This is a genomic window from Fictibacillus nanhaiensis (assembly GCF_036213205.1).
In the GTDB taxonomy this organism is placed as follows: Bacteria; Bacillota; Bacilli; order Bacillales; family Fictibacillaceae; genus Fictibacillus; species Fictibacillus nanhaiensis_E.
On sequence record NZ_JARMFC010000010.1, the window covers coordinates 115,015 to 139,116 of the forward strand.

General features: G+C 39.8%; 23 protein-coding genes and 1 other annotated feature. All 23 genes read right to left on the reverse strand.

Annotation, left to right across the window (positions count from 1 at the left end; genetic code table 11):
• Positions 1-12: 12 nt before the first annotated feature.
• On the reverse strand, positions 13-651 hold the full coding sequence (gene pyrE, locus P4V41_RS12600) for an orotate phosphoribosyltransferase (RefSeq protein ID WP_328085292.1): 639 nt from the start codon (positions 649-651) through the stop codon (positions 13-15).
• Positions 620-1,354 (reverse strand): orotidine-5'-phosphate decarboxylase, encoded by a 735-nt coding sequence (gene pyrF / locus P4V41_RS12605; RefSeq protein ID WP_328085294.1) that lies wholly within the window; start codon positions 1,352-1,354, stop codon positions 620-622. Before pyrF ends, pyrE begins: the two co-directional genes overlap by 32 nt.
• Positions 1,327-2,265: a dihydroorotate dehydrogenase gene (locus P4V41_RS12610; RefSeq protein WP_328085296.1), complete on the reverse strand. Its 939-nt coding sequence runs from the start codon at positions 2,263-2,265 to the stop codon at positions 1,327-1,329. The genes pyrF and P4V41_RS12610 overlap by 28 nt, the downstream gene beginning before the upstream one ends.
• Positions 2,262-3,032, reverse strand: coding sequence for a dihydroorotate dehydrogenase electron transfer subunit (locus P4V41_RS12615; RefSeq protein WP_328085297.1), 771 nt, complete (start codon positions 3,030-3,032; stop codon positions 2,262-2,264). The genes P4V41_RS12610 and P4V41_RS12615 overlap by 4 nt, the downstream gene beginning before the upstream one ends.
• Positions 3,029-6,235: a carbamoyl-phosphate synthase large subunit gene (gene carB / locus P4V41_RS12620; RefSeq protein ID WP_328085299.1), complete on the reverse strand. Its 3,207-nt coding sequence runs from the start codon at positions 6,233-6,235 to the stop codon at positions 3,029-3,031. The genes P4V41_RS12615 and carB overlap by 4 nt, the downstream gene beginning before the upstream one ends.
• Positions 6,228-7,325 carry a carbamoyl phosphate synthase small subunit gene (locus tag P4V41_RS12625; RefSeq protein WP_328085301.1) on the reverse strand — a complete coding sequence of 366 codons (1,098 nt, stop codon included), beginning with the start codon at positions 7,323-7,325 and terminating at the stop codon, positions 6,228-6,230. Before P4V41_RS12625 ends, carB begins: the two co-directional genes overlap by 8 nt.
• A complete protein-coding gene (locus P4V41_RS12630; protein WP_328085303.1) occupies positions 7,322-8,614 on the reverse strand; it encodes a dihydroorotase in 1,293 nt (430 codons plus the stop codon). The genes P4V41_RS12625 and P4V41_RS12630 overlap by 4 nt, the downstream gene beginning before the upstream one ends.
• Positions 8,589-9,509: an aspartate carbamoyltransferase catalytic subunit gene (locus P4V41_RS12635; protein ID WP_328085305.1), complete on the reverse strand. Its 921-nt coding sequence runs from the start codon at positions 9,507-9,509 to the stop codon at positions 8,589-8,591. Before P4V41_RS12635 ends, P4V41_RS12630 begins: the two co-directional genes overlap by 26 nt.
• A gap of 128 nt (positions 9,510-9,637) precedes the next feature.
• Complete coding sequence (locus P4V41_RS12640; protein WP_328085307.1) at positions 9,638-10,957, reverse strand: solute carrier family 23 protein; 1,320 nt, start codon at positions 10,955-10,957, stop codon at positions 9,638-9,640.
• Positions 10,958-11,110: 153 nt separating this feature from the next.
• Positions 11,111-11,653: a bifunctional pyr operon transcriptional regulator/uracil phosphoribosyltransferase PyrR gene (gene pyrR / locus P4V41_RS12645; RefSeq protein ID WP_197127665.1), complete on the reverse strand. Its 543-nt coding sequence runs from the start codon at positions 11,651-11,653 to the stop codon at positions 11,111-11,113.
• 195 nt (positions 11,654-11,848) lie between these two features.
• Positions 11,849-12,763 (reverse strand): RluA family pseudouridine synthase, encoded by a 915-nt coding sequence (locus P4V41_RS12650; protein WP_328085309.1) that lies wholly within the window; start codon positions 12,761-12,763, stop codon positions 11,849-11,851.
• Positions 12,750-13,220, reverse strand: a complete 471-nt coding sequence (lspA, locus tag P4V41_RS12655; protein ID WP_328085311.1) for a signal peptidase II — start codon at positions 13,218-13,220, stop codon at positions 12,750-12,752. The genes P4V41_RS12650 and lspA overlap by 14 nt, the downstream gene beginning before the upstream one ends.
• Before the next feature lie 338 nt (positions 13,221-13,558).
• Positions 13,559-16,321 (reverse strand): isoleucine--tRNA ligase, encoded by a 2,763-nt coding sequence (gene ileS / locus P4V41_RS12660; RefSeq protein WP_328085313.1) that lies wholly within the window; start codon positions 16,319-16,321, stop codon positions 13,559-13,561.
• A 90-nt stretch (positions 16,322-16,411) separates the two neighbouring features.
• Positions 16,412-16,636, reverse strand: a binding site (T-box leader).
• A gap of 45 nt (positions 16,637-16,681) precedes the next feature.
• Entirely contained in the window at positions 16,682-17,185 is a 504-nt protein-coding gene (locus P4V41_RS12665; RefSeq protein ID WP_137789726.1) for a DivIVA domain-containing protein, read from the reverse strand.
• A 76-nt stretch (positions 17,186-17,261) separates the two neighbouring features.
• Positions 17,262-18,035, reverse strand: a complete 774-nt coding sequence (locus P4V41_RS12670) for an RNA-binding protein (protein ID WP_328085315.1) — start codon at positions 18,033-18,035, stop codon at positions 17,262-17,264.
• 8 nt (positions 18,036-18,043) lie between these two features.
• Positions 18,044-18,319: a YggT family protein gene (locus tag P4V41_RS12675; protein ID WP_419181310.1), complete on the reverse strand. Its 276-nt coding sequence runs from the start codon at positions 18,317-18,319 to the stop codon at positions 18,044-18,046.
• Between the two features lie 25 nt (positions 18,320-18,344).
• Positions 18,345-18,764 carry a cell division protein SepF gene (locus P4V41_RS12680; protein WP_328085316.1) on the reverse strand — a complete coding sequence of 140 codons (420 nt, stop codon included), beginning with the start codon at positions 18,762-18,764 and terminating at the stop codon, positions 18,345-18,347.
• 12 nt (positions 18,765-18,776) lie between these two features.
• Positions 18,777-19,457, reverse strand: coding sequence for a YggS family pyridoxal phosphate-dependent enzyme (locus P4V41_RS12685; protein ID WP_328085317.1), 681 nt, complete (start codon positions 19,455-19,457; stop codon positions 18,777-18,779).
• A gap of 7 nt (positions 19,458-19,464) precedes the next feature.
• Positions 19,465-20,286: a peptidoglycan editing factor PgeF gene (gene pgeF, locus P4V41_RS12690; RefSeq protein WP_328085319.1), complete on the reverse strand. Its 822-nt coding sequence runs from the start codon at positions 20,284-20,286 to the stop codon at positions 19,465-19,467.
• Between the two features lie 73 nt (positions 20,287-20,359).
• On the reverse strand, positions 20,360-20,644 hold the full coding sequence (locus P4V41_RS12695; RefSeq protein WP_066289211.1) for a YlmC/YmxH family sporulation protein: 285 nt from the start codon (positions 20,642-20,644) through the stop codon (positions 20,360-20,362).
• A 91-nt stretch (positions 20,645-20,735) separates the two neighbouring features.
• Complete coding sequence (gene sigG / locus P4V41_RS12700; RefSeq protein WP_066240567.1) at positions 20,736-21,518, reverse strand: RNA polymerase sporulation sigma factor SigG; 783 nt, start codon at positions 21,516-21,518, stop codon at positions 20,736-20,738.
• A gap of 122 nt (positions 21,519-21,640) precedes the next feature.
• Entirely contained in the window at positions 21,641-22,363 is a 723-nt protein-coding gene (gene sigE / locus P4V41_RS12705; RefSeq protein WP_328085321.1) for an RNA polymerase sporulation sigma factor SigE, read from the reverse strand.
• 132 nt (positions 22,364-22,495) lie between these two features.
• Positions 22,496-23,407, reverse strand: coding sequence for a sigma-E processing peptidase SpoIIGA (gene spoIIGA, locus P4V41_RS12710; protein WP_328085323.1), 912 nt, complete (start codon positions 23,405-23,407; stop codon positions 22,496-22,498).
• Between the last annotated feature and the right edge of the window lie 695 nt (positions 23,408-24,102).

The following is a 24,102-nucleotide window of genomic DNA, read 5'->3' on the forward strand; positions in this document are numbered from 1 at the left end:
CTCCTTAGAATACTATTTGGAAAAAGAGGCAGCTCCCCAATGTTCTGGGTCTTGTTGCCAATCTTTTAATAAAGAAAGCCCTTGCTCACTAATCTTACCGCTTTCTTGTGCTTCCTCTATTAATGTACTAAAGTTTGTAACGGTTTGAAAAGGAATATCTAGTTCACCAAGTGCGTCATCCGCCTTTTTCAGTCCGTAGCTAAAGATGGCTACAACACCTAAAACTTCAATTCCCGCTTCACGAAGTGCAAGAACGGATTGAATGGAGCTTTTCCCTGTGGAGATTAAATCTTCAACAACGACTGCTTTTTTGCTTTTTTCTGTTAAACCTTCGATCTGTTTCGCTTTTCCATGAGCTTTTGCGCTTGATCTTACATAGCACATCGGCAGATTCGTTTGTTCAGCAACAAACGCAGCATGTGGAATACCTGCTGTAGCAGTTCCAGCAATAAGATCTGCTTCAGGATAATGATTTTGTATCAACGCAGCAAGCTCTCCAGCCACTTGTTTACGAATCTCTGGATACGCAATAATCAAACGGTTATCACAATAAATGGGAGACTTCATTCCTGAAGACCACGTGTATGGCTCCTCAGGTGAAAGTGTTACAGCTTGAATGTTAAGCAAATGTTGCGAAGTTGTTGTTTTCATGACTTTCTCTCCATTCATTTATTATTTCTTTATACGTGGAAACTGGTTCTACAGATTGAGTAATACTTCTGCCTATTACCATGAAATCGGAGCCCTTTACCGCTGCTTCTTTCGGTGTTGCAATCCGTGCCTGATCATGGGTATCTGAGCCGCTTGGTCTGATTCCAGGAGTTACTGTTAAAAAGTCCTTTCCACAAACGTTTTTAATCTCCATAGCTTCTTGTACAGAGCAAACGACACCATCTAAACCTGAATCCTTCGCAAGTTTAGCGTAGTGAGATACACAATGATTTAAACTAGTATCCTTAATCAAAAGCTCTTCGCTTAAAACTTTTTCAGTTGTACTTGTAAGCTGTGTGACAGCGATTAATTTCGTATGATGAGCACCAGCAGCAACAAGGCCATCTTTCGCTGCTTTCATCATTGCCACACCGCCAGCCGCATGAACATTAACCATATCAATGTTCAGTCCACCGAGTATTTTCATTGCTTTATGAACAGTCGTCGGAATATCATGAAGCTTTAAATCTAGGAAAACGCGAAAGTTTCGTTTCTTCAGCCATCCAATAAAGGAAGCACCTTCTGCATAAAAAAGTTCCATACCAACCTTTACATATGGTGACTGTCCTTCAAAACCTGCTAAAAACGTTTTTGCTTTACTTGCATTTTCAAAGTCTAGCGCGATGATAACGGGGTTTTCCATTGCTTAAAACTCCTTCCTGTCATTTCGCTTATATTTCCAACGCCGATCTCATCCAGTAATTCTGGGAGCTTTTCAATAATCTCTGGACAAACAAACGGGTTCACGAAGTTCGCGGTTCCTACTGCTACAGCAGAGGCACCCGCTGACATCATCTCAAGCACGTCTTCCGCTGTACTCACACCGCCCATACCGATAATCGGAACAGATACTTTCTGACTGACTTCATAAATCATACGAATTGCTACCGGTTTGATCGCTGGACCTGATAAACCACCTGTTTTATTCGCCAAGATAGGATTACCTGTTCTCCAGTCCAGTTTCATACCGACAAGGGTATTGATCATTGAAAGGCCGTCTGCACCTGCGTCTTCCACCGCTTGTGCCATCTCTGTAATGTTTGATACATTCGGTGAAAGTTTAACGTACACAGGTTTTTCGGATGCATTTTTTACTTTTCTCGTTAATTCTGCAGCTGATTTATAATGTGTTCCAAATTGTATGCCGCCTTTTTTTACATTCGGGCAAGAAATATTTAACTCGACCGCTGATACGAGCGGTGAAGCAGATATTTGTCTTGTTACTTCGATATATTCCTCTTCTGTTGATCCTGCAATATTAGCTAAGATTGGAATGTTATAGGGTTTCAGCGCAGGAAGTTCATTTTCTATGATGTTCACAACTCCTGGATTTTGAAGACCAATAGCGTTTAGCATGCCGCTTTCTGTTTCCGCTACTCGAGGTGTTCGGTTTCCGAAACGACCGTCAAGCGTAGCCGCTTTAATCGTAATGCCGCCTAGAAGACTTAAGTCATACCATTTTGCATATTCTTTTCCGAAACCAAAACAACCTGATGCTGGCAGAATGGGGTTCTTCATATTTAATCCTGGCAATGATACACTTAGCCGACTCATAAAACAACCTCCCCCATTTTAAATACTGGACCGTCGCTGCAAATTTTCACGTAACCTGATTTCCTTGTTTCGGTCGGACATACACATGCAAAACACGCTCCGATCCCACAGCCCATTCGTTCTTCTAAAGAAAGAAACCCGTCTAAGATGCCCGCTTTTTCTTCCACAGCTTTTAGCATAACTGCTGGGCCAACAGAGTAAATAACAGGTGCCTCTACTAAGCTTCGTTCCATAGCATCTGTAACAAATCCTTTTATACCAAGAGAACCATCTACCGTCGTTACAATCGTTTCACCGATTTCTTTAAACTTATCTACATAAAAACTATCTTCAAAAGATTGATAACCTAAGATGAAGGTAACTTCAACTCCAACATTTTTAAGCTGTTTTCCAAGGTAATAAAGCGGTGGTACACCAATTCCTCCACCTATTAGGAGTGCACTTCTTTTTACATCAACTTCATCTATATCAAATCCGTTTCCAAGCGGACCCAGAACATCCACTACTTCACCGGTTTGTTTTTCGCTAAGCTGTTTCGTGCCATCGCCTTGCGCTCGATATAACAAAGTTACTTCTTCTCTCTCAAAATCTACATCACAGATGGAAAGAGGACGGCGCAGTAGTTTAGAAGTATGATTTCCAACACTGACATGGAGAAACTGACCAGATGCAGTCATACTTCCTACACCAGGGCCAGTCAATTTCATTTCAAATATGTTTCGTGCAATCTCCGTATTCGACGTAACCTTTAACAAATGTTTCATCATACGAGCACCTTTTCTTTTTTCGTGAAAGAAGATAGGGCATGGCTTGAGAACGAAATGGATTCTAGTACCTCTAAAAGAGCGACAGAAGTATCCAGGTTTGTCAGACACACTACTCCATTTTCGGCACATTCTCTTCGGATTCGGAATCCGTCTCTAGCTGGCAGCTTTCCTTTAGTCAATGTGTTTACAACAAATTGCGCTTCACCTTTTCGGATCACTTCAAGCAAGTTTCTTCCTTCAGATCCAATCTTACCTACTACTTCAACTGGAATGCCTTCTTTTTCAATAATGTTAGCTGTTCCTTCTGTTGCCATGATCGTGTATCCGATCTCGTAGAATCTCTTCACCATATGGAGCGCCTCTTCTTTATCTTTATCTGCGACAGTAAAGAGTACTGTTCCATATGCAGGAATCTTCATGCCAGATGCGATAAGTCCTTTGTAAAGGGCTTTTTGAAGATTCTTATCTCTTCCCATTACTTCTCCCGTCGACTTCATCTCAGGTCCCAAATACGTATCTACGCGGCGAAGTTTAGCAAAGGAGAACACTGGTACTTTTACAGAAACCTCATCCGCTTCCTTCTGATAACCAGTTTCATAGCCTTGACGTTCTAAGCTCTCTCCAAGAATAACTTTAGTCGCTACGTTTGCCATCGGAACACCTGTTATCTTGCTTAAGAACGGTACTGTTCGGCTTGAACGCGGATTCACTTCAAGTACATATACTTCTTCTTTGTGCCATACGAACTGGATATTTAACAATCCAATGATTTTTAATCCTTTTGCGATTGAGATGGTTCTGTCGATAATCTTTTGTTTGATATTCTCAGGCAATGTTTGCGGAGGATAAACTGCGATCGAGTCACCGGAGTGAACACCCGCGCGTTCAATATGTTCCATCATTCCTGGGATGAACACATCTTTTCCGTCTGAGATCGCATCTACTTCAATCTCTTTACCTTCCAGGTATCTGTCAACCAATACCGGATGATCTGGATTAACTCTCGCTGCGTTCTCCATATATTGAAGAAGTTCGCTTTCTTGGTACACGATTTCCATCGCTCTTCCACCTAGTACATAAGATGGGCGAACTAGAACCGGATAGCCGATTGAATTTGCGATCGCTACAGCGTCCGTTACAGAAAATGCCGTTTTTCCTGCTGGTTGAGGGATGTTCAGCTGCTGCATTACTTTTTCAAAGCGCTCTCTGTCTTCCGCGAGATCCATGCTGTCTAGAGATGTGCCAAGAATTTTGATTCCTCTTCTTTCAAGCTCTTCAGAAAGATTGATTGCTGTTTGTCCTCCAAACTGAACAATGACTCCTTCTGGCTTTTCATGTTCAATGACATGCATAACATCTTCTACCGTCAGTGGTTCAAAGTAAAGCTTGTCTGACATACTAAAATCTGTAGATACGGTTTCTGGGTTGTTGTTAATGATAATCGCTTCATAACCTGCTTCTTGAATCGCCCAAACCGTATGAACAGTAGCGTAATCAAATTCAATTCCTTGTCCAATTCTGATCGGTCCAGATCCTAGCACTACAACACTCTTTTTATTAGTAATAATGGATTCATCTTCTTCCCCGTATGTTCCGTAGTAGTAAGGTGTTGCCGATTCAAACTCAGCTGCACACGTATCAACCATCTTGAACACAGGTTTAATTCTTTCGTTTAGTCTGAATTGATAAAGCTCGTATTCATCCATCTCCCAAGCTTCTGCAATCCAGCGGTCGCTGAAACCTTTTTCTTTTGCTTTCTTTAAGATGACAGCATCATTTTTTCGCTCTTTTACACGTTTTTCTAATAAAATGATCCCGTATAGCTTTTCTAAGAAGAACAGATCAATCTTTGTCCATTCATGAATTTCTTCTACCGTAATGCCCATTCTAAAAGCTTCTGCTATATAGAAAAGTCTTTCATCATCTGCTCGCAGGATTTTTTCTTCAACTTTTGATTTTGTTAGATTTTTTTCTTTTACTTCTAGATGAAATGCAGAGATTTCAAGCGACCGCACCGCTTTTAAAAGAGATTCTTCAAAGTTACGTCCAATTGCCATAACTTCTCCTGTTGCTTTCATCTGCGTTCCTAGCTTACGATTCGCGCCTTCAAACTTGTCAAATGGCCATCTTGGAATCTTTGAAACAATATAGTCAAGTGCAGGTTCAAAACAAGCATACGTTGTACCTGTAACTGGATTTTTAATTTCATCAAGTGTGTAGCCCACTGCAATTTTCGCTGCTAATTTCGCGATCGGATATCCTGTCGCTTTTGACGCTAGAGCAGATGAACGGCTTACACGCGGATTTACTTCAATCACATAATATTGTGAGCTTTCCGGGTCTAGAGCGAGCTGTACGTTACAGCCTCCCTCAATTTTTAACGCTCTAATGATTCTTAATGATGCGTTTCGTAAAAGTTGATAATCTCTATCCGTAAGCGTCTGACTCGGTGCTACCACAATGGAATCACCAGTATGAATTCCAACTGGATCAATGTTTTCCATGTTACATACGACGATTGCCGTATCGTTTTTATCTCTCATTACTTCATATTCAATTTCCTTGAATCCCGCAATACTTTTCTCGATCAATACTTGCCCAACAGGACTCGCATGCAGACCGGATGGTGTAATTTCCAAAAATTCTTCTTCGTTCGTTACGATACCGCCGCCTGTTCCCCCGAGTGTAAAGGCAGGACGAATGATAACTGGATAACCATTTTCTTCAACAAATGCTCTTGCTTCTTCCATGTTGTGAACGATCGCACTCTCAGGCACTGGCTCGTTCAACTCTCTCATTAATTCTCTAAACAAGTCACGGTCTTCCGCTTGTTGGATAGAAAACAGCTTTGTACCTAATAATTCTACGTTGTATTCTTCAAGAATTCCTGAATTAAATAGCTCTACTGCCATGTTAAGACCTGTTTGACCGCCAAGTGTAGCAAGAAGTCCATCCGGTCGTTCTTGACGGATGATTCGGGAAACAAATTCAAGTGTTAAAGGTTCAATGTAAACCTTGTCTGCCATATTAGGATCTGTCATTATTGTTGCTGGGTTTGAGTTAACTAGAACAACTTCATATCCTTCTTCTTTTAAAGCTTGGCAAGCTTGTGTCCCAGCATAATCAAATTCTGCAGCTTGTCCAATTACGATCGGTCCAGAACCAATCACTAGAATTTTTCGGATGTCATGTCGTTTAGGCATATTGCATCAAACCTTCTTTCTTAGTTGTTTTTATCATGTTCATGAAGTCATCAAAGATTGGATTCGAGTCTTGTGGTCCTGGTGATGCTTCTGGATGATACTGAATAGAAAACGCCGGTTTTTCTTTATGTTTCAAACCTTCTACTGTTCCATCGTTTACCGCTTGGTGTGTTAAAACGAGCTCTGAATTGTGCAGAGATGCTTCTGTTACGGCGTAACCATGGTTTTGTGAAGTAAGCGCAATTTTTCCAGTCTTAAGATCTTTTACAGGATGGTTAGATCCTCGGTGTCCGAACTTTAGCTTTTCAGTATCCGCACCACAAGCAAGCGCTAATAGCTGATGTCCTAAGCAGATCCCTAAGATTGGAATATTATTTTTCAAAAGCTCTTGAATCATCGTTATTCCTGGTTGTACGTCTTTTGGATCTCCAGGTCCGTTACTCAAGAGCACACCATCCGGTTGAAGTCGGATGATATCCGCTGCAGATGTGTTATGTGGAACAACGATCACATCACATAATCTTCTAGACAACTCTCGTAACATTCCACTTTTCACTCCAAAATCTACGACTACTACTCGATAACCGCTGTTCGGTAAGTGATAGGGTGTTTTAGTTGATACTTTTGTAACTTGATTGGTTATTCGCTCTTCTGCATTCAAGTTCTTTATCACTTCTTCTGCATTTTCAATAGAATTTGTCATTCTACCTTTTAGCGTTCCGTGCTGTCGAATCTTTCTTGTAAGTTTACGTGTATCAATTCCATATAAACCAGGAATATCTTTTGCTGTCAGCCAGCTGCTTAATGACTGCATACCTTCATGATGATTTGGAAACTCAGCATGTTCATTTACAATGATCCCACTTGTTGCAGGACGGATTGATTCATAATCCGAGCGGTTGATTCCGTAGTTCCCCACTAGTGGATACGTAAAGCAGATAATTTGATCACAATATGAAGGATCAGTCATCACTTCTTGATATCCTGTCATACTTGTTGTGAATACTACCTCACCACTCGATTCACGTTGTGAACCAAAAGCTAATCCGTTAAAAATCGTTCCATCCTCTAAAATTAAGTAGCGTTTCATACTAAGCTCTCCTCTCGTTGATAAACAAGCTTTCCACCGAAAATGGTCGCAACCGGCCATCCCTTACAATTCCAGCCATCAAACGGTGTGTTCTTTCCTTTAGATACAAAATCTTGAGCATTGATTGTTTCTTCTTTTTCTAGATCGATGATTGTAAGATCTGCAAGTGATCCTTCTTCGAGTGTGCCATATGGCAGATTAAAGGCTTCAGAAGGCTTCTTCGTCATCTTATCCACAAGTTCTTGCAGCGTGAATAATTTCGTTTTCACAACAAGCTCTGTATATAGAAGAGGAAAAGCTGTTTCCAAGCCGACGATTCCAAAAGGTGCAAGTTCAACATTCTGTGCTTTTTCTTCAGTACTATGTGGCGCATGATCCGTTGCGATAAAATCAAGCGTGCCATCTTTTAAGCCTTCAATTAGTGCCTCTCGATCAGCCTCACTTCTTAAAGGCGGATTCATTTTATAATGTGTATCGTTAGCCTTAATGTCTATATCGCTTAAGATCAAATGATGAGGTGTAACTTCTGCAGTCACTTTAATTCCTGCGCGTTTCGCATCTCTTATTACTCGAACAGATTCTCTCGTACTCACATGACACACGTGATATCTAGCATCTGCCGCTTCAGCGAGTAATACATCACGTGCGATGTGTACAGATTCACTAACGGATGGAATTCCTGGCAGACTTTCTTTTTTCGTAAATTCACCTTCGTGGAATGCACCTCCTTTAGGAAGAAGTGTGTTGTCTTCACAATGTGCTACGATGACAGAACCATAGCGATTGGCTTCCTTCATCGCATTAAGCATCATACCCGCTGATTGCACCCCAACTCCATCATCCGTAAAAGCGAATGCGCCTCCCTTTAGAAGAGTTTCAAAGTCTGTAAGCTCACTCCCAATCTGCCTTGTGGTGATTGATGCGTAAGGAAGTACTCTGCAGTTTGCTGTGTCTTTGATCTTACTTTGTACAAGCGCTAATGTTTCTTTGCTATCTGGTACAGGTCGCGTGTTTGGCATCGCAGCAAGAGTTGTATATCCACCTTTTATTGCTGCTTTCGTCCCTGATGAGATGGTTTCTTTATGTTCGCCACCAGGCTCTCTTAAGTGAACATGCAGATCTACAAATCCTGGTGTTATTAATTTTCCTGCTACATCAAGTACTTCATGACTCTCAATCGCTATTTCTTTTGCTACCTTTTGAATTCTGTTATTCACAATTAAGATATTTGTGTGAATAAGATTGTTGTTTCCGTCTAGGATCTTAGCGTTTTTTAATAAGTAGCTCATCTTTAATAGCCTCCTGATTCGTATTCAATGCCCATCTTAATACCGCCATTCGAGTAAAAACACCATTTTGTACTTGCTTAAATATTCTTGAGCGTTCACACTCAACAAGTTCATCTGCTATTTCCACACCTCGATTTACAGGAGCTGGGTGCATGATAATGCTGTGTGCTTTCATCCTTTTCTCTCTTTCAACAGTTAAACCATAATGCTGATGATAATCTTCTTTCGTCAAGAGCATAGAAGAGCTATGTCTTTCGTGTTGTATTCTTAGCATCATAAGCGCATCAGCTAGTTCCACCGCCTCATCTATCGGGATGAAGTCTTCTTTCCATTCATCTACGAACCACTCCTCAGGTCCTGAAAATAAAACTCTAGCCCCCATCTTCCGCAAGACTTCAGCGTTCGACCGAGCCACACGGCTATGTAGGATGTCCCCTACGATGACAACTGTTAATCCCTGCAGTACAATAAATTCTTGTTGTATCGTTAATAGATCTAAAAGAGATTGAGTCGGATGATTGCCACAACCATCACCTGCATTGATGATCGGAACATTTATTTTTTCAGCTAAGCCTTCGAAATATCGATCTTCGAAATGCCTGATAACAAATGCATCTACCCCTATTTCCTCTAACGTTCGTAACGTATCATAAAGCGTCTCTCCTTTTTGCACGGAGGAACCGTTAACTTCTACGTTTAAAGGTTTCATGCCAAGTCTGTGTTCTGCAGCTTCAAAGCTGAACCTTGTTCTTGTACTTGGCTCAAAAAATAAATTCGCGATCAACTTATGTTTGAAAATCTCATCTTGCTTTCCACTTTTAAACTCTTCTGCTTTTCTCAATATGAATTGAACGTCTTCAATCGATAACTCATTCATTGTTAGTAAATGGTTCATGCTAATCTCTCCTTTTGACATAAAAATAGCACCCTGAAATGTTTTCAGGGTGCTCTTAACAGAAGAAGAAAATCGTTCCTCTCTTGTCGTCACCCTTTTAAGTCTCTCGTACTTAGTTAAAAGGTGTTTTATGCGGCTGTGTTGTTATCGCTTGTTTTAAACATTTTGTTTATAAGATCTTTGTCATTCTCTCTTCCTGGCAGCACTAGGTTTAACACGATACCGATAAGCGTTGCTAATGCCATACCAGCGATTTCAAAGTTTTCATTAAGCTTTAATGCTGCTCCACCTATACCTGTTACTAGTATGACTGAAGAGATAATTAAGTTTCTTTTGTTTCCAAAATCAATATTGTTGTCTACCAACATGCGTAGGCCTGATGAAGCGATGATTCCGAATAATAGGATGGATACCCCGCCCATAACTGCTGTTGGAATCGTACTGATCAGTGCTGTTACTTTTCCAGAGAATCCGAACAGAATCGCTGTTACAGCTGCTCCTCCGATCACGAAGACCGAGTATACGCGTGTGATCGCTAACACCCCTATATTTTCACCATACGTTGTTACGGGAGGTCCTCCGATTAAAGAGCCGATGATAACCCCCATACCATCGCCTAAGATCGAGCGATGAAGTCCTGGCTTTTCAATAAAGTTTCGTCCGACTACTTTTGAAAGCACGAGCTGATGTCCGATATGTTCTGCGATCGTTACCGCGGCAACCGGCATCATGATCATTGCGATGCTCCAAGTAAAGTCAGGTGGATAGTTTACAAAAGGTACAAAGAAATCCGGTGCCTGTATCCATTTTGCTTCTGCTACTTTCGTAAAATCTACGATTCCTCTGAAGTATGCAAAGGTAAAGCCAGCAATGATTCCAATCAGAATCGGGATGATTCCTAAAATCCCTCTAAAGAAGATCGAGCAAACGATTGTTACGGCTAGAGTAAAAAAAGCTACCGTAAAGTGCATCAAGCTATATTTTTCTGTTGCTGGATCGTTCATTGCCATACCAACTGCTACATTTGCTAACCCTAAACCGATCACGATGATTACTGGACCGACTACAACAGGTGGTAAAACTCTCATCAGCCACTTAAAACCGAATCCTTTGATCAAAAGGGCTACAACTCCGTAAACCAACCCTGCTAAAAAGCTTCCTAGCATGGCTGCTTCTGGCCCTCCAAAAGCTTTTACAGTTAAGATCGGTGTAATAAAGGCAAAACTTGATCCAAGATAAGCAGGAATTTGTCCTTTAGTTACTAAAAGATAAGCTAGCGTTGCAAGTCCACTAGATACGAGTGCAACACCTGGGTGAAGTCCTACTAAGAATGGTACTAGCACTGTAGCGCCGAACATCGCAAACAAGTGCTGTAAACTCAATGTTAACCATTGAACGGGTGATGGTTTATCATGTACATCTAAAATTGCTTTTGTCTGGTTTTCCATTATATGAACCTCCTGATTTGGTACGTTACACTTGCAATAAAAAAACCTCTTCTGCATTTTGCAAAAGAGGCCGCGGAGGCACAAGTGTACACGAGTCGTGTCACTTGATTGATACCTCCCTTGCCAGCCTCTCTGGACTGAATTTAAAGGGACTTATTTAGTTGTTGAAATGGATACTTCATCGAATCCATCTACTTCTATTAAAGAAGCGGAGATAATTTCTTCACTCGATGTTGGAACATTCTTTCCAACATAATCTGCTCGAATCGGAAGCTCTCTATGTCCTCTGTCAATGAGAACCGCAAGCTGTATATTAGAAGCTCGTCCTAGATCCATGATGGCATCCATTCCCGCTCTTACAGTTCTACCTGTATAAAGAACATCATCTACTAGGATTATCTTTTTGTCTGTCACTTCAACCGGAATATCCGTTCCTTTTACTTCGGGTTCAGAATTGTCCGTTTTAATCTTAAGATCATCTCGGTACAATGTGATATCAATTACACCAACTGAAACAGCATTTCCTTCAATCTGCTCTATTCGTTCAGCAAGACGCTTTGCAAGAAATTCACCACGGGTCTTTATGCCAGCTAATACGATGTCTTTAACTCCCTTATTACGCTCGATAATTTCATGCGCGATTCGAGTAAGTGCTCTTCTAATTGCTTGGTCATCCATTAATACTGTCTTTGACATAACAAACCCTCCTTTAAGTCTTGTTGCCTTTAACCGCTATTTCCCCAAAAAAAAATCCTCCCGTCACGCATGACGAGAGGATAGAGAAATCCTAAACAAGAATTCTCATAAATAACGTTTCCTTCTCAGCCTCACGGGACTAAAGTTAAAGGACTATTTAAGTTACATTGATTATGACAAACCCTTAACCGTTTGTCAACTTCTTTTCTCTAATAGATCTAATAGTTCAACCATATCAGCAGGAATTTCACGCTCAAACTCCATATATTCACCTGTTCTAGGGTGATCAAATCCTAGAGTTTGTGCATGAAGCGCTTGACCTTCAATTTGCAAAGTCTTTGAAGGACCGTACTTTGGATCTCCTGCTAATGGGAATCCAATATATTTCATATGAACTCGAATTTGGTGCGTACGTCCTGTTTCTAACTGACACTCTACATATGTGTAATTCGTAAAACGTTTAATCACGTTAAAGTGTGTAACAGCATCTCTGCTATTTTCATCTGTTACCGTCATTTTTTGACGATCACTTTTATCTCTTCCGATCGGTGCATCGATCGTACCTTGGTCATGTGGCATCACTCCATGAACGATCGCTTTATAAACACGTGTTGTCGTTTTGGCTTTAAGCTGATCAACAAGTGATTCATGAGCCTTATCGTTCTTTGCGACCATCAATAAACCAGATGTATCTTTATCTATACGGTGCACGATCCCAGGACGAAGTACACCATTGATTCCAGATAGGTCTTTACAGTGTGCCATAAGTCCGTTGACTAGTGTTCCACTGTAATGGCCAGGTGCAGGGTGTACGACCATCCCACGAGGCTTATTTACAACAATCACATCAGAATCTTCATACACGATATCCAGATTCATCTCTTCTGGAACAACATCTAGTACTTCTGGTTCTGGGATTTCAATCTCGATCACATCACCAGCGGCACATTTATAATTAGACTTTACGGGTTTTCCTTCTAACAATACGATCTTATCTTTGATCCAGTTTTGAATCTGTGAACGTGACCAATCATCTTGTACATCAGATAAAACTTTATCAATACGGTTTCCTGCTAGTTCAGGAGTTACCGTATATTCAAATTTGTTCATTTTCTGGCTCCTTCTTTTTGCTTTCCATAAAACTTTGAATAAAAATCAAACCAACACCTACAACAAGTGCACTGTCGGCTACATTAAAAATCGGGAAGTCATAGCTGCCGATGTAAACATTTAGAAAATCAACAACTTCTCCGCGAAGCAAACGATCAATAAAGTTACCAACAGCTCCTCCTAATACCAAAGCAAGCGCCGTTTTAAGGAGTGTATCATGTGCGTGTTTCTGTAAATAATAAATCACTGCACCCACAACAATAACGGTAATAATGATAAAAAAGTATCGCTGGTCTTGGAGGATACCAAAAGCTGCTCCCCTGTTTCGGTGAGAGGTTATGTAGAATACTTGATCAATAACAGGAATAGATTGCCCTAATTCCATATTCTTTACGATTAGCCACTTTGTCACCTGATCAATCATCAAGACTAACAAAGCTACAAGATAATAAAACAATAGAACTCCTCCGATACAGAAATTAATGTCTTTATGAATTGTAGCACAGCCATCGGACGTTCTACAATTTAATTTGTGTCTGACATCAATGATGTACACTGTAACAAGCAAAAATCCCGCAAAATGCGGGATTTTGTTTGTTCTCATTTCTATTGGATCGAAAGCTGCAAATTCATTCACATCTTGGCAAGTTGATTGTAGCGGAAGGTTGCCGACTCCTAGGGGACGAGCGGTCAGGTGGAGACTCCTAATGGCGCAAAGCGGCAGGAGGCTCACCGTTCGCCCCGTGGAAAGCGTGCAACCTGGAGCGGAAATCAACTACTTTCAATGAACATCTCTTAAGCGTAATGTTTCTCTACGATCTCTGCACAGCTTGCACAAAGTGTTGGATGGCTCTCGTTCTTCCCAACATCTTCAGAAACAACCCAGCAGCGTTCACATGTTTCACCTTCTGCAGAGCTAACTGAAACAGCGACATGCTCATACACTCCTGCAGATTCAGGAGCTTCTGATTTTACTCCTCCAACTTCAGCTTTAGAAACGATAAAGAGCTTATTCAAGTCTTCTACTGATTCTAACCAAGGTTTTAAAGCTTTTGTTGGATAAAGAGTGATGGAAGCCGTTAGTGACTTACCGATTGTTTTTTGACTTCTCGCTTCTTCAAGTGCTTTCAATACTTCATCACGAACATCCATGAATACATCCCAGTCTTTTTCAAGCTTCTCTGTACCTTGGTAGTTCTTCACTTCTGGCATTGTTGTTAATTGAACACTCACTTCATCAACACCTGGAATGTATTCCCACACTTCATCAGCCGTGTGAGAAAGAACAGGAGCAGAAAGCTTAGTAAGTGCCATTAAAGATTGATAAAGCACAGTTTGAATGCTACGACGTTTATGATCGTCCTCTGCTTGAATGTATAGAGTATCTTTTGCCATATCTAGATAGAACGAACTCAACTCGATCGTACAGAAGTTGTGAATCGTATTATATACCGTGATAAACTGATATTCTTCGTAAGCTTTTTTCACTTTAGCTACTACTTTATCAAGTTTGACCATCATGTATTTTTCTAGATCAGGCATATCTTCAAACTTCACTGAATGCTGATTCGGATCAAAGCCATGCAGGTTACCTAATAAGAAACGAAGTGTGTTTCTGATCTTACGGTATACTTCAGCAACTTGTTTTAAGATGTCGTCGGATACACGAACATCAGATTGATAATCAACAGAAGATACCCATAAACGGATGATATCAGCACCTAGCTGCTTCATCACTTTGATCGGATCTAATGTATTCCCAATGGACTTACTCATCTTACGTCCTTCTCCATCCAGAACGAAACCATGGCTTAGAACTGCTTTGTAAGGAGACTTGCCAGTGATTGCAACAGATGTAGAAAGAGAAGAGTTAAACCATCCACGATATTGGTCAGAACCTTCAAGGTATAGATCTGCAGGTCTTACTAAGTTTTCTCTCTCTTCAAGAACACCCCAGTGAGATGTACCTGAATCAAACCAAACATCCATGATATCTGTCTCTTTTGAGAAACGGCCATTTGGGCTATGAGGAGAAGTAAATCCTTCAGGAAGCAGATCTTTTGCATCTCTTTCAAACCAAACATTTGATCCGTGCTCTCTGAACAATTCTACAACGTGACTAATCGTTTCTTCTGTAAGAATCGCTTCACCATCTTCACCGTAAAAGACCGGAATTGGAACACCCCATGCTCTTTGACGAGAGATACACCAGTCTTCACGATCTTTAATCATGTTGTGTAATCGTGTTTCACCCCAAGTTGGAACCCAGTTTACTTCTTCAATCGCACGTAGCATATCTTCACGGATTCCTTTAATTGAAGCAAACCACTGAGCAGTTGCACGGAAGATTACCGGTTTTTTCGTTCTCCAATCATGTGGATAGGAGTGAGTGATGAAAGAGAGCTTTAGAAGTGCACCCTTTTCTTGTAGTTGTTCAGTGATCGGCTTATTTGCTTCATCATAGAACAAACCTTCAAATCCTGGTGCTTCTTTCGTCATAACCCCTCTGTCATCAACTGGACACAATACTTCTAAACCGTATTTTTTACCTACTAAGAAGTCATCTTCACCATGACCAGGAGCTGTATGAACACACCCAGTACCTGCATCCGTTGTTACGTGATCGCCTAGCATGACTAATGAATCACGGTCGTATAAAGGATGACTAGCTACTGCATGCTCAATGTCAGCACCTTTAAAGCGTTTCACTACTTCAGCTTGTACCCACTCAAATTCTTGTGTTAATGATTCTAATAATGCTTCAGCAACAACATATTTTCCATTTTCCGTTTGAACAGAAACATAATCTAATTCTGGATGTAAAGAGATTCCTAAGTTCGCTGGAATTGTCCATGGAGTCGTTGTCCAGATTACAAGTTTCTCATCTGTATCAAGAACACCTTTTCCATCCTTTACATCAAACGCTACATAAATAGAAGCTGATCGTTTATCTTGGTACTCGATCTCTGCTTCTGCTAATGCAGATTCAGAGGAAGGAGACCAATATACGGGCTTTAGACCTTTGTAGATTAAATCTCTTTTAGCCATTTCGCCAAACACTTCGATCTGTCGGGCTTCATACCCTTTATCTAACGTAATATATGGGTTATCCCAATCACCACGAACACCTAGACGTTTAAACTGCTCACGCTGGTGATCGACCTGTTTCAGCGCATACTCTTCACAGAGCTTTCGGAACTCTGCTACTGTTAGTTCCTTGCGTTTTACTTTGCCGCTTTTCGTTAGCGCTGTTTCAATTGGCAAACCGTGAGTATCCCACCCCGGAACGTATGGAGCATAGTGACCTGTCATAGATTTAAAGCGTACGATGATATCTTTTAAAATCTTATTCTCTGCGTGCCCGATGTGAATATCACCATTCGCATAAGGAGGTCCATCATGCAGAATAAACGGTGGTAAGTCCTTCGTATTTTCTAGCACCATGTTGTAGATGTCTAGTTCTTTCCATTTCTCTTGAACGACAGGTTCTCTTTGAGGAAGATTTCCTCGCATCGGAAACTCTGTTTTCGGCATTAATAACGTGTCTTTATAATTCATCATCTTTCCTCCTTCATACGATAAAACGTGACAGATGACCAAAAGTACCGTACTAAACAAAAAAACCTTCCGCCCCTACTGCATACTAACAGTAGGGACGAGAAGGTTATCCCGCGGTACCACCCTAATAGGTTCATGAGATACATGAAACCCGCTTAGTCATCCGTAGCGTGGATGAAGCGCCTGAACTTACTGCTTTTTTCAGTCCAAGAACTCAAGGGTGATCTTCGAATATTTCTCTATACTAGGCTCGCACCATTTCCTAGATCGCTTAAATAGATAAAAATATTTTACTGTCCCTGTCTTCGTCACATATTAATCTTAGAAAAGTATATGCGATTTTTCAAAGTAATGTCAAGCTTACGACTTTACTTCCTGAAGTTCATAGCCCTCGAGATTATCGGGTGCATTTAAAGAATCCCAATCATCGTTCTTTAGCATTTCGAGTTGAGCTTCGATCAGCATTTTAAAACGCGTTCGGTAAACCGAAGACTGTTTCTTCAATTCATCAATTTCCATTGAGATCTTTCGAGATTTAGATAGCGATTCATTAATGATTCTATCCGCATTCTTTTCCGCTTCTTTTACGATTAAGCGAGCTTCCTTAGTAGCTGTGCGTTTTACTTCTTCACCTGTTTCTTGAGCAATAAGAATCGACTTATTTAGCGTTTCCTCAATGTTTTTAAAATAAGAGATCTTTTCTTCAAGGTTTGCTACCGTCTCCTCTAGTTCTTTCTTCTCTCGGATCACTGTTTCATAATCTTTGATGACTTGATCTAAAAAGTCATTCACTTCATCTTCACTATACCCTCTGAAACCTCTTGTGAATTCCTTGTTATGAATATCCAATGGTGTTAAAGGCACAACGGCCACCTCCATAGATGCAGTATTTTTTACCTAATTTCGACAAATTTTCTGTTAATCCTTCTATTTATGGAATTTATTTTAAAAGTCCGTAACGAATACGCCACTTTTCTTTCTTTGTCGTTCCTTCAATCGCAATGAGTTTACTTCTGCCAAATCCTCTTACAGAAAGCTCATCACCTTCCATCATTTCAGTTGAAACATGGTCAACGATCTTATGATTTAGCTTAACCCGTCCTTGTTGAATCAAGGGAGATGCTTTTGCACGTGAAAGGTTGTACACTTCAGCGACAATTACATCTAGTCGCAGAGAAGACACGGTTCCGCTCATTTCGTTATATTCAGTCTTTACTTCTACCAATTCGTTTTCTTGAATCGTATGTAACTTAATGCCTGTTTTTCCGATTTTCTTTAAGTTTAATTCAATAAACCCAGCGATCTCTGTCGCACATATGAACTGAACAAGATCTCCTGAAATTAAAATATCACCATATTTTCCTCGTTTAACACCGATGTTCATTAAAGCACCTAAAACATCTCTATGTTCAATCGTAGAAAATTTTGCGGGATATTGAATGTTATAACAGACTAATTGAAAATCATCGTTTTGAACATCAAAATAATCAGGGTAGATCAATACTCTTTTTCGTTCAGAAAAAGAAGAGCCTCCCCATAATGAGAGGCGGACTTCTGTATCATTTCCAACGATTGTTTTTACGATTTCTTGTTCTCGCGGATCAAGAAAATCAGTCAGTTTTGGACTATACCTCTCCAACACCTCTGACTTCCAGTGCATAACCCGATCCACAAATTCGTGCTCATCTGGTCTATAATGTTGATAGATACTCATAAAAAGACCTACAGTGAACGTGCAATCATATTTGCAATCGCAGCTACTCCAAAACGAGCAAAGTGAAGTGCCATTAGAGCTACGATCGGCGAAAGATCAATCATACCCAGTGGCGGAATAATCTTACGAAATGGAGATAGATAAGGTTCAACAAGTCTTGCGATCACTTGACCGATCGATGACTCACGTGCGTTTGGAAACCAAGATAATAGTATGTACCCGATAATCATGTAATAGTAGATCTGAATAAGAGTTAGTACTACGTCCTGAACTGCATAGATCATGTTCAATAAATTTCACCTGCCTGATTTAATCTTCTTCCATCATTTCTGAGATCGTACCGGAAACGTCTACATTTTCAGGAGTACACAAGAAAGTATTTGGTCCTAACTTTTGAATATCTCCACCGATTGCGTAAACAGTCCCTGATAAGAAGTCTACGATTCTTTTTGCTTGATCATGCGGAATTCTTTGCAAATTCATAACAACAGCTCGTCGATTTTTTAACTGATCTGCAATATCTTGTGCTTCCGCATATACACGTGGTTCTACGAGTACAACCTTAACTTGTTGTTGAATACTTTGAAGACTTACAACGTTTGGTTTACCTTTTTTCGTATGAGAAGGTGTAATTTCTTCTTCAGGCATTGCTTCTTCCTCATAATCGTCTTCATACTCATAATCATCTTCTAGATCAAAAAAGCGCTTGAATTTTGTTTTGATTCCCATCTGTTCCACCTCCTAAAATTCTTTTCCTACTAAACTCGTCCCTATTCTAATAAATGTTGCACCTTCTTCAACTGCAATCGAAAAATCATTGGACATTCCCATAGATAGCTCTGTACAAGGGGCATGAACCATTTCTAGTTTTTGTATCTTCAATTGAAGTTGCTTTAATGTTGAAAACACGTTTCTGATTAAGGATTCATCATCAGTAAAAGGTGCCATAGTCATAAGTCCGACAACCTTAATACGATCGTAGTCTTTTAAGTTATCGACAAAAGCGACCACATCTTTTACTGGCAAACCATGTTTGGAATCTTCTTCTGCTACATTTACTTGTACAAAGCAAGAAATGGTCTTGTTTGCTCGTTTTTGAATCTCACTCGCTAAACTTATACGATCTAATGAATGAATGTAGTCCACATGTTCGATAACATCTTTTACTTTTCTAGTTTGCAAAGTGCCGATAAAGTGCCATTTAACAGGTAGGTCTTTTAGAAAATCCTTTTTGGATAACAATCCTTCTATCCTATTTTCACCAATATGTTCGACACCTGCGGAAACAGCGTCTTTCGTAGTTTCATTACTCACATATTTCGTTACAGCGATTAAATTAACGGCCTTTGAAGACCTGTTTTTTTTCTCACATGCTCTTTGAATTTCATTAAATATCTGTTCTTTGTTTTCCTTGATACCCAATTCTTAATTAATCCCCTTTCCTGCCTATATAACTCATCATTCTTCCCGTCTTGCCTCTGTCTTTCCGATGTGAAAAGAATACATCGTTTTGACAGCTCGTACATTGTTCTGAAACGATAATATTTTCAGGCAGTACTCCAGCTCTTAAGAGAAGGATTTCATTCAGTTTTTTTAAATTTAAATGATAGTTCCCTGTTGTATTTTTTTTATAAACCGATTTTTCTATATCTCCATCTAAAGCTACCTTTACTTCATTTATTACTCTATCATCTACTTCATAACAGCAGTGCCCTATTGAAGGCCCAATTGCGGCCAAGATCGACTTCACGTCAACACTCTCTTTTTCCTGCCAAGTGTTGATCATGGCTGGTCCAATTTTCGCAACAGTTCCTTTCCATCCCGCATGTGCGAGTCCAATTAATTTATCGTTCGGTGAGAAAAAATAAAGAGGAACACAGTCCGCATAAAGAGACGTTAAAAGGATGTCTTCATCTGATGTGTATAAGCCATCTGTATCAGGTATTGCTGTTTCAAAATCTAAGGAACCTAAGCCTCGCTCTTCTTTTGATACCTTCACGATTTTTGCAGCGTGTACTTGTTGTGAACCTATCCAATTTTCAACAGGAAAATTGATCTCTTTCGAAAATAACTTACGATTTTCTCGGACCTTATCTGAATCATCATTAACATGAAAACCCATGTTCATAGAATGAAAGGCCCTTGTACTATTCCCGCCTTCACGTGTTGTGAAACCCGCATTAACCTTAGAATTTAACTTCTGCCAACTCTTTATTGCAAGATGCTTTCCAGATCGTTCAAATGTATTCATATGTATGTTATCCTCCTGGAAAGTTTTATCTTTATTTTACCACATTTTCAGGCAAGAAAGAAAAAAGAACCGTTTATTTCAATTGATCAAACGGTTCTTTAACATATTCATTTAATTCACTTGCTTCCATATGTCTTACAAGAATAACATCTGCACCGATCTTAACTATATTTCTCCAAGGTATAACGATATCGTTTTCTCTTGCAAAAAATCCAAGCATCTTTCCTGCACCAGGGATGATGATCGCATCTATCTTACCTGTATTTAAATTGATTTCAAGATCTGCTATATGACCGAGCTTCTTTCCATTTGCTACGTTAACTACGTCTTTCACTTGAAAATCTGAAATTTTATTCATCTGTAATCCCCGCCTTTCTTACAACAGTATATGAAGGACAAAGCTGTTTCATGTTTCTGTCCAAAAATAAAAAACCCGAAAAAAACGGGTTTTAACTGCTTTGGATATTTTTATTCATCTGTGAGATCGCTGCTTTTTCAAGCCTAGATACTTGAGCCTGTGATATACCGATCTCATCCGCTACTTCCATTTGCGTTTTTCCTTGAAAGAAACGCATCGTTAAGATCATTTTCTCTCGATCGTTTAAACGGCGCATTCCTTCTTTTAATGCAATTTCTTCAATCCATTGCATGTCCTTTGCTTTATCATCGCTAATTTGATCCATAACAAAGATCGGGTCACCACCATCGTTATAGATCGGTTCGAACAATGACACTGGATCTTGGATGGCATCAAGAGCAAAGACCACTTCTTCTTTCGGTACATCTAAAGCTTCTGCAATCTGTTGTGCTGTTGGCTCCCGAGATAGTTTGTTCATAAGCTGATCTCGAACTTGCAGTGCTTTGTATGCGATATCCCTTAAGCTTCTAGAAACTCGTATCGGGTTATTGTCACGAAGATACCGGCGAATTTCACCAATGATCATCGGGACTGCATAGGTAGAAAACTTAACATTCTGACCTAAATCAAAATTGTCTATGGACTTCATAAGCCCAATACAACCTACTTGAAATAAATCGTCTACGTGCTCTCCGCGGTTGTTGAACCTTTGAATGACACTCAGAACGAGTCTGAGGTTTCCGTTAACCAAAGTTTCGCGTGCATCAGGATCACCTTTATGCATCTTATCAAAAAGAATACGCATCTCTGGATTTTTTAAAACAGGAAGCTTTGATGTGTCAACTCCGCAAATCTCAACCTTATTTCTTGTCAAGTCTTTTCCCTCCTGCCGGGAGCTAATTTCAAATTTAAGTATCACCGAATGGAGGGAAATTTATGCAATTGTCATTTTGGAGAAAACGGTAGTAACGAATCAAAACCTATATAAAATATGTGCTAAACCATTTTATTAAATTCTTTTTGAAGTCTCTTTATAATTCTTTTTTCTAACCTTGAAATGTAAGACTGTGATATACCGAGCATATCCGCTACGTCCTTCTGAGTTTTTTCTTCTCCACCTGATAGTCCGAAACGAAGTTCCATAATCTGTTTTTCCCGATCGTTTAATGTAAACAGGGCTTTTAATAAAAGTTTCCGATCTACATTTGCTTCAATTCTCCGAGTTATAATGTCGTCTTCTGTACCGAGAACATCTGAGAGCAAAAGTTCATTACCGTCCCAGTCTACATTTAACGGTTCGTCAAACGATACTTCAGAACGCGTCTTATTGTTACGACGTAAGTACATCAAGATCTCGTTTTCAATACACCTTGAAGCATAAGTGGCCAGCTTGATCTTTTTTTCTGGGTTGAACGTGTTCACCGCTTTAATCAAGCCTATCGTTCCAATACTTATTAAATCTTCAATGTTTATCCCTGTATTCTCAAACTTACGTGCAATGTAAACAACTAAGCGGAGGTTTCTTTCGATCAGAAGAGATTTGGCTGCCTGGTCACCAGAAGGAAGTTTTTCAAGCAGAACCGCTTCCTCTTCTTTGCTTAGTGGTGGAGGTAAAGCTTCGTTTCCACCAATATAATAAATCTCATCAGACTTCAGCCCCAACTTAAATAATAACTTATACCAATACATTGTTATCTTAAGACGCCACTTGTTGAACATGTAAACTCCCCTTTCACATTATCTTTGTTTATTTAGGTTGTTTTCACTTACAACTGTTATTGAAGTATTTTTTTTCACATTATATAATTCAATTTCTTTCCGATTGTATTAGGTTATTGGTTTGTATTATTTTTAAGACGCTTGTACATGTTGCAGATACATCTTTGGATGAACGATCGCGTCGAACTGACCTTCGCTAGATAATACAGTCCAACTCAAACCAATAAGACACGGAGGAGACGCTACAGTTATTCCATCCTTTTCAATTTCAACGTAATCCGGTTTTAAACAGGCTAAAAACTGCTGATGTCCAACTGCACGGTAGGGTACGATGCGAAGCCTATTGAGCCAAGGGTGCTCATCGTCATCAATATTCATAGCAAGAACATCCTTGGCAGCAGATACAATTTTTTCTGGGAATGAATCACCGTGTATGTTCATATCAAGAATCATGACGGGCATCTTAGAAATCGGATCATATAATTTATTACCAGTATCAATAAGTCCATTTGCAGATAAAAATATTTCATCGATTTTAATGTTCACTTTTACTAGACTGTTAGCATCCATTTTTTCCACAGAAATATCATCTACTCTTTTCTTTGAAAAGTACCAAAGAAGAGGTACACCTGCTACAACAAAAAGCCAACTTATTGGGTCGCCCATGCCTGAGCTTTTTGTCGTGATAACTCCATTCATAATCGCTGCATCACTTTGCATAAAATAATGAAGACCGAAAATACCTCCACCTGTCACAAAAGAAACAAAATAAAACATGGCAATATTCTTCAATACAAATTTGAAACGCTTAAAGCCAAACGCTACAATCATAATGAAAATGGATAAGATAAATTTCATGATCGGCTGTGAAAATAACATAAGTTCCGGGAAGACCACTAAAAGCACATAACTCGATGCTAATAATGAAGCAAGTAGGATTCTCTTTTTCGATGCATTGCGCTTGAGCACATACGCTGTCAGAGAGATTAGAACATAATCAATGCAGAAATTAAGAAACCAAATGACATCCAAATAAAGGGTCATTGGTTTTCTCCTTTCTTAATTTTGAAATCAGTATAACGTATAGGTTGTTTGAAAGTCTGTCAGTTTATGAGAGAAGTAAAGTTCTTATTTTCTCTATTTTTGTCAAAATAACTTATATGTTAGGTATACGCTTTTCGGACAAGAATATGACAAAATCTTAAGAGCGTTTACGTAATCCTTGTTGCTCTTGGCAGTGGTTGATTTCCGTTTCAGGTGCTCGCTTTCCACAGGGCAGGCGGTGAGCCACATTCGTACGTTTCACTCTTAAGTGTCTCACCTGCCCGCCTGTCCCGCAGGATTCTCGTACTTTCCACTCCAATCAACTGTTCAATTAAGCCTTTCACAAACCCTCTCTGCAGCAACATTTTACTTGTCAATTATCACTGTTGTAGAGAAAGACAAAAGCAATATTTTTTTGAATTGCTGTTTTCTATAGGTTTGTTGATTTTGAATGTTTTAATCTTTTTTCATTCTCTTCTTATGCATGTTGATTGGAGCGTAAGGTTGCCGACTCCTAATGGCGCAAAGCGGCAGGAGGCTCACCGCACGCCCCGTGGAAAACGTGCAACCTGGAATGGAGATCAACTACTAACATAAGCAACTTTGAAAATGGAACTGTACAAGGAAGAAAGTTTTCGCAAAAAAAAAGCATGCTCTCTAAAATAGAGAACATGCTTCAGCTTGTAGACAAAGTA